Annotated in this window: 10 protein-coding genes; 2 read left to right on the plus strand and 8 right to left on the minus strand. The window is 60.5% G+C overall.

Annotation, left to right across the window (positions count from 1 at the left end; translation table 11 throughout):
• Positions 1-3: 3 nt before the first annotated feature.
• The 5 genes from B3T77_RS05500 to B3T77_RS05520 all read right to left on the minus strand — a co-directional run bounded on the left by B3T77_RS05500 (position 4) and on the right by B3T77_RS05520 (position 4,765).
• Complete coding sequence (locus tag B3T77_RS05500) at positions 4-357, minus strand: hypothetical protein (RefSeq protein WP_292078030.1); 354 nt, start codon at positions 355-357, stop codon at positions 4-6.
• Complete coding sequence (locus tag B3T77_RS05505) at positions 354-836, minus strand: DUF5681 domain-containing protein (RefSeq protein WP_292078032.1); 483 nt, start codon at positions 834-836, stop codon at positions 354-356. The genes B3T77_RS05500 and B3T77_RS05505 overlap by 4 nt, the downstream gene beginning before the upstream one ends.
• An 18-nt stretch (positions 837-854) precedes the next feature.
• Positions 855-1,565 carry a hypothetical protein gene (locus tag B3T77_RS05510; RefSeq protein ID WP_292078034.1) on the minus strand — a complete coding sequence of 237 codons (711 nt, stop codon included), beginning with the start codon at positions 1,563-1,565 and terminating at the stop codon, positions 855-857.
• A 346-nt stretch (positions 1,566-1,911) separates the two neighbouring features.
• Entirely contained in the window at positions 1,912-4,365 is a 2,454-nt protein-coding gene (locus B3T77_RS05515) for a DUF3987 domain-containing protein (protein WP_292078036.1), read from the minus strand.
• 142 nt (positions 4,366-4,507) lie between these two features.
• Positions 4,508-4,765: a helix-turn-helix transcriptional regulator gene (locus tag B3T77_RS05520; RefSeq protein WP_292078038.1), complete on the minus strand. Its 258-nt coding sequence runs from the start codon at positions 4,763-4,765 to the stop codon at positions 4,508-4,510.
• A 423-nt stretch (positions 4,766-5,188) separates the two neighbouring features.
• On the opposite strand from B3T77_RS05520, the gene B3T77_RS05525 reads away from it, so the two are divergent.
• The gene (locus tag B3T77_RS05525) at positions 5,189-5,566 is read left to right on the plus strand and encodes a hypothetical protein (protein WP_292078040.1); all 378 of its coding nucleotides are present in this window, start codon (positions 5,189-5,191) and stop codon (positions 5,564-5,566) included.
• A gap of 91 nt (positions 5,567-5,657) precedes the next feature.
• Here B3T77_RS05525 and B3T77_RS05530 read toward each other — a convergent pair whose 3' ends face one another.
• The 3 genes from B3T77_RS05530 to B3T77_RS05540 form a co-directional block, all read right to left on the minus strand.
• Entirely contained in the window at positions 5,658-6,029 is a 372-nt protein-coding gene (locus tag B3T77_RS05530) for a hypothetical protein (protein ID WP_292078042.1), read from the minus strand.
• Positions 6,030-6,044: 15 nt separating this feature from the next.
• Entirely contained in the window at positions 6,045-7,322 is a 1,278-nt protein-coding gene (locus B3T77_RS05535) for a tyrosine-type recombinase/integrase (protein ID WP_292078044.1), read from the minus strand.
• A 294-nt stretch (positions 7,323-7,616) separates the two neighbouring features.
• Positions 7,617-9,143: a ShlB/FhaC/HecB family hemolysin secretion/activation protein gene (locus tag B3T77_RS05540; protein WP_292078047.1), complete on the minus strand. Its 1,527-nt coding sequence runs from the start codon at positions 9,141-9,143 to the stop codon at positions 7,617-7,619.
• Between the two features lie 199 nt (positions 9,144-9,342).
• Between B3T77_RS05540 and B3T77_RS05545 the strand changes: the two genes are divergently transcribed.
• Positions 9,343-10,296: FecR family protein (locus B3T77_RS05545; RefSeq protein WP_292078045.1), on the plus strand; the 954-nt coding region annotated here is incomplete at its 3' end.

Consider the following 10,296-nt stretch of genomic DNA (forward strand, 5'->3'; position numbering starts at 1 on the left):
GTTTCAGGGGGTCACGTCACGGGCCATTTCGCGCGTCGATTGGTCAGATGCCGCGACAAGGGCCTCGCGAAGTGTCTGGACCACAATCGCTCGAAGGTTCGCCTCAGACTCAGGCGTCTCAAACAATGTGGATAGATCCATCCTCTCGAAGTTCGCGAACTCGATAACGGTCATTGGCAGCACCTTCACTGCCAGCTTCGTCTGGCGCGCCAACTCAGAAGCTCGGCTTCGGACGTCGTCGTACCGGTCGGTTGTGGTCACATCGATACGCCGACCATCAGCGTAGGTGACCACAAGGGTATCCCGGGGACCGGGGTCACGTGCGACGATGCGATTGACGTCGTTCCAGTTGCTCATCTTTGACGCTCCTCAAGCGCGATAAGGCGGCCTTCCAATTCCTCGACCGCACGGATTTGGCTTAGCGCCTGCACAGACGCGATGATTTGATGCCCCACATCCGGCGGCACTTCCCCACGCGCGATGGCGGAAAGTACTTGCTCCATCTGCCGACCGATGGAGGCGGAAGGGTCGAAGTCGAATGTGACAGGCGATCCCTGACTGCGCAGCGTCGGGGCAACGCGGGACATCACCAGCGAGGCCGCCTGCATGTCGCCTTCCAAGGCCGCCTCCACGACCACACGTACGATCGCAGGCGCATCGCCAGCTAACGCCTGCGCGACCTTGGTGCGGCGGTCTTGGATACCCTTTGGACGACCCTGAGGGTTGGGAGACTTGCAGCCGGGCGTCCATTGCGGATTCCCCTTCTGCTTGGCGGCAGCGGGTTTGAACCCCTGCATCCATTCCGGCTGGGCCGATGGTGACACTTCGGCGGTCATGATCTCAACAAACCCCGATCAACGCTGCGGAAGGACGAAGGCGCGCTCGGCGTCCGCCTTTGCCTTTTTGATCGCCTGCACTTTTGCCTGCGGGGCGCCGACAGCTTTTTCCAGTTCTTTGAACACCAGCCCGCTTCTCTGGCCGATCATGTCCAGCGCGCCCTTCATGGCCTTCAGCCGCTTCGCTGTCTGAGGGTTGGCCCGCTCGTGCCATTGTCGGGTGAAGAGGCCCTGCATCTCCTTGTCCATTCCGGACAGGTAGGCGGGCGCACCCAAGACCGAACTGATTGTCTGCTCATCGCCATCGGCAACGGCTTGCCTGAGGAAGGCAAAACGCTCTGTTACGTCCATGTTCTTGGTGAAGGCGCGTATCTCAGCAGCCACGCCGACCGCCGCCTTGGCGGCGATGGGTGCGGACAGCTCCTGCTCCAAACTGGTGACAGACCGTGTCAGCGCCGCGCTGGCGCTGTCGAAGCTCCGCGCGATCCCTGCGAACACCTTGTCGGCTAGGTTTTGCACCTCGACGAGGCGCTGCTCGTCGTTCCAGGTCGGATTGCGACTGGCGGCTGCCCTCGCATCATAAATGCGGGCGACTCCAAGATAGGCCTCGCTGAATGCTGTTTCAGTTGGCGCGAGATAGGATCGAGTATCGTCATCATACCAATCCATCTTTGTCACGTTTGCTGGATGAAGAGATACAGATACGCGAGTGTCAAAGCTGTCAGACATGTTATAAACCTAGGCTGAAAGTTATGTTGTGCTTACAGCATGCATAAACAGCATGCAGGTCCGCAAGCAAAAACATTACAGATCAATGCGTTAAGTCAGTTCATCGAAGCCGCGAACACCAGTTTGTATATTTGCAGCTCGTTAGGCCTCGGGGATCATGCTGGGACAAATCGTGACGGCTGCGGTTGCCCCTTCCCACATCGAACTGGCAAGCAGGATGTCGTTACCGCCCATCTCTGGCGTTTCTGGCTTGGGCATATGTCGCTGGTGCTACTGCAGGGCTATAAGCCCCTAACTACGACGCGCGCCCAAGCCAGAGTTGCCAGAGATTGCCAGAGGATCTTGGTCAGGCCCGCTGCTGGTCACCGAATAAGGCCTGCACTGCTGCGCGCTGCGCCCGATGAGCCTCCCCCTCCTTCGCGTAAAGCCGGAAAATACTCCGGTTCACTTCGAACTTAGTCGGCCACCCGCCATAGGTTCTGGTTGAGGCATCACGGAGCCAATCAAGGTCTTCCAGCAGTTGCACCGCCTCACGCCGCACACGGTCGTCCTTGGCCTTCTCAAACGCGCGGCAGTGCTGGGTCATCCAGTCGCGGCCTATCACCAGCGTCTCGCCCGCGTCCGAGGCGGCTAACGATCTCGCAAGGCTTCGGGCCACCTCCGTAGCGGGCGAACGCCCCAGAATGTCGGTGAAGAGGGCCAGCGAGTGTTTTTGCAGCTGCGCCATCAGGTTGATTGCCTTGGTCAAGGTGGCCGCCGAAAGTGTCAAATCACCCGGCTGGCTTTCGAATACGTGGAACACCAAAGCGATGCGGGCGACCATCTCACTGTGCTTGCCGATGTGTGAGGCGAGAGCAGGCGAAGTATCGTCCATGGCGCTTGCCATTCTACCGAGCTTCGTCTCTACCCGTTTGAACAGCACTTTCGCGTCCGGGCTGAACCTGACCGTCCCTGCAGGAATCCTGAAGACATAAGCAAGAGCCCGGTGCCAAAGGGCCTGAGCCGCGCTTGCGTCGCCATCGGCATCATAGTCACGCGCGGACATGATCACCGGAATGAACCGTTGAATCAGACCATCCTCGGGCAGGTGCTTCATATGCTCGGCTAGGGCACTAGGCGTCGTAGCTGTCAGAACCGAAGCGCCCCAGTTTGGAACTTCATAAGATTTTCGTCCGATGCGATCGATCTGGTAGGGTCCGCCATCATACAGTTGAAGCCATGCACCTCTGTTTTTGGCTGCCTCGCCCTTGCCGGAAGAATCAATAGAACCAATCCAGCTGGAGAATTCCTCGGTCAGCATAAGAAGTCCGCGTGGGTTATTCCGCAGACGCTCTGACAGGGCTTCCACAGTAGTGTCGCTGGTGTAGAGCGCGGGTTCAGGCGCTCTCTCCTGCGGGTTCTCAGGATCAGGCTCGTAGGTCGCATGGAACAGCGCCAACTCCTGAGAATGAAGCGCCTTCACCGGGGCGGTGGCAGCCTTGATCGTGGGACTTTTTCCGGCGGCCGACTTGCCGATGAGCACCATCCAAAGCCTCGCGGAGATGCGCCACCCTGGTTTCGCTTCAAGAACGAACCCGTCATCGATTACGGCAGCAGCGGAAGCAATGGCCGCCATAACGGCGCCGCTTCGGTCAAAGCCATGTGCGGATGAAAACGCTTGGGCAAACTCTGCGACTGGATAGGGCACGTTATCCAAATCAAGCGGCGGCGCTGTGGCGGTGTTTAGAAAGTTGCGCGGCATCCGCGCTTGAAAATCGGTGGCGATTTCAACGACGGGAGCCGTCATTAGCCGAGCAGCATTGCTCGCAGGATTGAGCCAGCCTCGGTCCTGCGCCGCCTTAAAAACGGCCTGATGACCCGTATCGCGAGGCTTGAAGCTGGCCCAGCTCTTAGCCGCGTCGCTGGCATCATACTTTTCAGATGTCTGGGACCATGCCAGCCAGAGCCCACGTCCCGTGTCTCCCAGCTCTTTGAGAGCGAACCCCATTCTAACCCAAAGATCTCGGTCGTCTGACGGCATGTGGGCGAGTGCAGAACGGAGTTCGGAGACGGTTTTTGGATCGACGTGAACGCGCTCGACCACTTCAGCGGCCGCGACCTGCGGGGCTGTATGTCGATGAGCGAGAGCCTGTTCCACGTAGTCTGCGAGGTCGTAGAGCTGGTTCTCAGCGTCCACGATGATGGGAGCGCCGGTGAATGTGAAGAACCGCCCGCCTGCGTAAGCCTCAATACCCGTCTTGTTTGAATGAAGAGACCTGAAGGATCGGCCATAGCCGATAATGTGAAGTCCCTTCCCGCTCGGACTCATCTCCACGTAACAGAGGTGTTTGCAAGACCCGCGCGTCCACAAATCCGCAATGTCGGTTAGGCCCTGAGCGACGATGTCGTCGAGGTCGATCCCCTGCCAACTTCCGCCCCCGCCGTCCGGGCCCAGAGCGATGGCCAGACCGGTGTAGATACCGTCGGCCGCGTCAAAAGCAGCTACAGCAGTATCGTAGGACGTAAGCTTAGCGCGGTCCTCAGGACGATCCGAAGTCCCCTTGCGGCGCTTGCCGCTCACATAGTAGGGAATCTTGTCTGGCTTCGGCTTGTCGAGCCTTTGAACTGACTTCCAGAGCATCCAGACTGGGGCTGCTTTCAACCTTTGGATGGTGCTTTGGGGTGTGACTACGGGGTCGCCCGCTTCGGGGGTAGTGGTGTAACCCCGGCCAACAGCGGCCTCGGGCTGTAGCGGCGGCTGTGCGGCCTGCTGGGGTGGTTGCAGGCTCGGGAAGGTCTGTCCTACGTTTAGCGTGGTCATTGTTTTATCTCGTTCGAATGGGAGAAGCTGGTGGCCGTCATGGGAAGTCTCAGAACAGCCGGGATCGCTCCCCGGCTGTTTTTCTGACTAGGCTTACGGTTGGCGTGCCAACCCCAGCAGGCATGACAAATAGTCCGCAGCATCAAGTGGATGCTCGGTCGGGCGGGCAGTTACGGGATATGGGGGGCGGACGATTGGCGACGGTGTATGCGCTGGTGCTGGCGTACTTCCGCTCACTCACCCACGCGTCGAGGTCGTCAGGATCGTAGCCGACAGCAGACTGCGGAGACGGACCCATCTTGACGAAAACGGGACCCTTGCCTTGGTGGCGCCAGAGCTTGAGGGTTGCGGGGGAGATGCCGAGCAATGACGCGGCCTGTGGCGTGCCCAATAGGCGCATGGTGGGACTCCAGCTTGCCCCACGCGCCTCGCAGGCGTCGTTTAGGGCGAGTTAGCTGTGGTCACCTGCCCCGTTCGGGGGTGTCCGCGTCCTAGGGGCTTAGCCCTTACTCCGTCGGCTATGTTCTGTTCACGGAGCGGTATTTCTTGGAAGCGCCCCGCTCGGGCGCGTTGCTTAACGCAGAAATACGTTAGCGGGCGGCGCGTGCATCACGCAAACAGAAACGTACAAGGAGCCCGCATCCAACTATGTAGGGTATGTATGGTTTGATGGCCTGCGAGACCATCTATCATTCGACCTGAACCATACATACCATACATCATGGATTTTCCCCCTCCGAAGCGACCAGCGCCACGCCCTGGATCGCTTCCCCTCAAGCGAGAAGTCTTCGTTGATGCTCCACCGCATCCAGCGCAATCTGCGTTGCCGCCGTTTCTGGATGCCGAGCCAGCGAAGCCGCCCGCGCCCAAGACGCCGCGTCGCACACTCGACAAGCTGAAAACTGCGCGTAGCCGAGTGGAGGCTTTGACCACATTTGTTCGCGACGAGGCGTTCGACGACTGGGTACGCCGATGCCTTGTATCGGCGACCGAACCTGCAACCTGGACTCAAGCTGCAGACCTGTACCGAAGCTACATCAACCATGCGGGCAGCTACGGTCGGAATCGAGGCGACCGCGAACTGGCAAAGCTGGCGCTCGCAACCGAGACGCGCTGGGGCAAGATGATGACCTCGATATTCACGAAGCAGCGGCGAACCCGAGGATGGTACTATCCCGTGCGGCTCAAGCGTGGCTCATAGCGCTACTTGCGGCAAAGGGGCAGCGCGGGGCCAGGGTTTGGGGTGCCAGTACCCTTTCACCTGCGTGCCATTGTAGCGGCTGTGCACGGCGCTAAGCAGCGAAATGCGTAACTGAGAAAGGCTCTCCCGCCATGAACGGGTTAGCCCAAGTTCGCGACCGGTTGTCATGCCAGACGATGTACGGATAGCCCTCGTAGATGGCCATGACGACGGCGGGGTTGGAAAGATGCAGGGTGCGTTCGACCTTTTGGCCGCGCACCCGGACGGTCTTTTCGGCGGTGCCCACAAGCGATTGTCCAACCGTTGCGGTCCAGACTTCGCCGTTGTGCCGAAACTTGATCGAATAGATCCGCTTGCCTAGCGGAGCAGCGGCCACGCCAGCGTCTTTCGCTAACGCTTGATAGCATTCCTCATGCTTCTCTTCGGAGACAAGCGGGACGAAGAAGGTTGGGTTGACGGTCATGGACCAAGCGTAGTGTCAGGCTCTCAGCGAGACAACGTTCTTTCCGGTGGCCTTTGCCTCGGCCAGCTTGCCCTGTTCCTCAATCCAATCCCCGATCTTCTGCGCTTCGGGCAGAAGGTATTGGAGGCGTGAGGTTTGGAGATAGTGACGCGCCGTAATGCCCTTAGGCACGTGGTTGGTCAGAAGCTCCATCTTGTACAGATCGACGCCGAGGGTCGCGACGCCGACCGATACGAAGGTGCGTCGCAGGTCGTGGGCGGACAGGGTTTCGCCAGCGACCTTACTGACCCGCTCCATCGGCGAACGGGTGTCAACGATGTGACCTGTCTTGCTGCGTGAGGCGAAGACATGCGGGTTACCCTCTGTCCTCGGCCGAGAGGCAAGAAGGTCAACCGCTTGGGTCGAAAGAGGCAACCACACAGGGTTGGCATTCTTGGGATCAGGGATGTGCCACCAGCCCTCATCCAGATCGACCCTGTCCCACGTCAGCGCAGCGCCTTCGTTGCGTCGGGCTCCGGTTAGAAGCAGGAACATGGCGAGGTCGATGCCTGCCAACGCGTCGGCGTTAAATGGCTTCGCCCGAGCCTGCTTCAGGGCATGCCAGACATTGCCAACCTTCTTCTCCGACACGTCGCGGGTACGCGGCTTCAGGACAATCCAATCGTCCTTCAGGGCGTCGACGGGGTTTCGCTGGATAAGAGGTGTGCCGTCCCCACGCTTGTACTGGCGAGCTGCGAAGTTGATCAGGGTGCGGAGTGTTGTCATCGAAAGATTGGCCTGTCCTGGCGCAGGTGCGCCGCGCAGCCCCTCCGTCGCCATCTCTCGGTACCGCTTCCGAACATCAGCCTCTGTGATGGAGGTGATCGGGCGATGCTCCCATGCCGTGAAGACCTTCGCGACATGGCGTTCCATCTCGTCGCTGGTGGACTTCTTCAGCTTGCCGACGCGAGCGAAATAGGCGTCGGCAACCTCGCGGAGCGTCACCTTCATGGCCTGATCGATCCGCTTCGCTTCACGAGGATCGATGCCACGCCGCATCATGCGCAGTAGCTCACGGGCGTCGTCACGCGCCTGATCGACGGTGAACACGCCGTATGCGCCGATGGTGATGCGTGCTGACCCTTCGGTGCCCTCGACCCTGCCCTGTACGACGAAGGTGACCTTTCCGGTGGGCGTCACCCGGAGCCCAAACCCTTTCACTTCCGCGTCCCAATGGAAATCGTCTTTGGGGCCAGCGACGACACGGTCGATGTACCCTTTCGTGAGCTTGGCGCGCTTTGGCTGGTTGGTCATTGGCGATTTCCATAAGCAAGCCATAAGCGGCGTGCGCAAACTTGCCCTAACCTATGACTACCCTTGAAATTGGTCAACTAGCTGTTTTTAAACGACTTTAATAACCTGTGTCTACCTGTGATAACCTGCAATAACGCCCTACTAGGCAAACTACGAATCTGAGGGTCGGGCGTTCGAATCGCTCCGGGTGCGCCACTTCTTCCAAACAATACGACTTCAAACGTGACGCCGATTTAGGCCGGCCGTTCGCCGCCTCGCGCTACGTCGCAGCGCATCGCGAGGGCTTTTGCGCTCCTAGAACTGTTTCGACAGCGACACGAAAGTGCGCCAGCCTTTGTCAGGTTGGTTGTAGGGCGCACGGGACAGGGGTTTGGCGAACTCGATGCGCAGGGTGGCCTTGCGGTCGAAGGTGATGCGTGAACCGACGCCGGCAGACGTCAGCTGTTCGGACCAGTCGCGACTAGGCGTCTTGTTCCACACCTTGGCGGTGTCGAAGAAGGCGAAAGCCTGGGCGAAGGTGATCAGGTCGCCTTTGGGATCATATCCGATCCGCGCCTCGATCATCCCGGCGACGGCCTTGTCGCCGCTGGCTTCGCCATAGTCATAAGCCCGGCCATAGGTCGGACCGCCGACGAAGAACTCTTCGGAGCTGAGCAAGGCGTCGTCCGACCATTGGCCTGAGGCCTCGACATAGACGCCGACATACTTGCTGAGATCGCGATAGGCGCTGACCTGGGCGTTGACCTTGAAGAACTCGCCCGTCGCGTCGTAGCGCGTATTCAGCGGCGAGCGCTCGGTCGTGGCGCCGAAGGCGTCAATCCCTTTCGACAGCTGAATTGAGCCGGCCATCCAGCCGGAGCTGGAACGCCGCTGTCCCGCCACCGACATCCGCGCCACGGTCAGGGTCTCGTCGGTGCGACCCGTGGCGACGTAGTTCTGATCGACGCGACGGACATCCAGTCCCGCGTTGACCCAGAGGTTCTTGTCGCGCGAACGGACCAGAGGATGCGAGAGCGTGACCGAGGCCATGCGGCTGCTCCCCCCAACCCAACCCGATGCGTTCTGAAGCGGCGCATCCGTCTCATAGCCCGATACGCCAAAGCGGACGCGGCCGCCTCCGGACGCGACGACAGAGTAGGACGCATCGATATAGGTAAGTTCGTCAGGGCGATCCGGCACCGTCAGCACGCCCAATGTGATCTGGTCGCCGGCCATAAAGGTCGAGTTGCGGGCGCCGGACAGGTAGACTTGCCACGGACCCTGGGTTTCGGAACCGCGATTGTCGACATAGACGCCGGCGCTGCCCGAGGTCATTGCCGTCTCGACAACCAAGCGGTGTTGGGCCGGGTCGCCGATGATCGGCTCGATGCGGCTGGTCAGTTTGACGCCGGGCACGTCGGACGCCAGGGACAGGCGGCGATCCAGTTCGCCGATGGTGAGGGGGCGCTGGTTCACCAAGGGCTTTAGGATCGGTTCGACGGCGCGTGCTCCATCGCCGGTCAGTTTCAGTTCCGAGATATAGCCTTCAAACACCACGATGCGGGCGGCGCCGATGGCGGGGTCGGTTTCGGCGACGACGGCGCGGGTCAGAAAATATCCGTCGTTGCGATAACGGGCGGTGATTGCATTGGCCGACTGCACGAGATCGTCCACCGAGACGCGCCGCGCCAACTGCTGGTCATAGGTGTCGGCGAGATCGGCGAGTGGATAGGCGCTCACCCCCTGGATCAGCATGCTGGTCAGGATCAGACATCCGGCGCATCCGGCGTCAGGCGTCGAGGCCGGCTCAGCGTCCGCGCGAACCGATCCCGCGACAGCCATGGTCAGCACCGCCACCATCCCCCACAGGACGCTGATTGTTCTTAACCATGAAGTCGAAAAAATATGACGCACGCCGTTCTCCAAACACAGGAGATCATTTACGGCGTTCGGGCTAAAAATCGTGTTAATATCACCAGTTAAGAGCTTGGCAGGCACGTCCTGATATCCAGAACATCAAACAGAATGTCTGGAGTGTGTGTTGGCCAATCGATACGCAATATTCTTCGCGATCCTCTTCTTCTTTGTGCGCTACCCGACCCAGGCTCTGGCGGATGAATGGCGCATCAGGGAAGTGGCGGGCGTTGTTCGCGTGGCCATACCGGCGCGGCCCGCTGCAAACGGCTCGGTTGGGCAGGTATTACCGACCGGAACCAGCGTCACGACAGGCGGAAACGGCCGTGCGATGATCACGAACGGTCAGCAAAGGGTCGTGGTAGGGCCGAACAGTCGCACCACGCTCGCGCCAGAAGTCGGAGGCATGACGCGGGTCTTGCAGGACCTCGGCTCGGCCCTTTTCCAGGTCGATCGGCAGAGGCAGCCGCACTTCCGCGTGGAGACGCCGCTGCTTGCCGCCGTGGTGAAGGGGACGACATTTACAGTCACCGTCGACCCCATGGGCGACCGCGTGCATGTCGCAGAAGGTCTGGTCGAAGTTCGCGCCAATAACGGCAATGCCGTCAGCGACGTGGCGGCGGGCGCCACAGCCCTGGTTCCACGCCAACAACCGTCCAGCGTCGAGGTTTCCACACCGGCCGCTGCAGTTCCGACGGAAGCGGCTCCCGTTGCGGCACCGAGTCTGGATTACGAGGCCTTGACCGATGGTCTGGTCCAGAACCCCCCAGCGGCCGCGCCAGCAGCCACTACTGTGACGGCGTCCACATCAGGTGCCTCGACGGCCGCGACGACAACAACAGCGGCTACGACCACAAGCACGACTTCGGTTCCAACGACGTCTTCAACAGCGACGTCCACCGCTGCGGCAGGAAACTCCGCTTCAAGCGGAAACGCTTCACTGCCGCCAGCTGCAACCAACGCAAGCAACAATGCCGCAGCGGGCCCCGGTAACAGCGCCAACCCTGGAGCGACTAATCCTGGCAACCCCGGCTCGGGCAACCCAGGCGCCGGCAACCCGGGCAACGGCAACCCGGGCTCG

Source organism: Brevundimonas sp. UBA7838 (genome assembly GCF_002500885.1).
Classification (GTDB): domain Bacteria; phylum Pseudomonadota; class Alphaproteobacteria; order Caulobacterales; family Caulobacteraceae; genus Brevundimonas; species Brevundimonas vesicularis_C.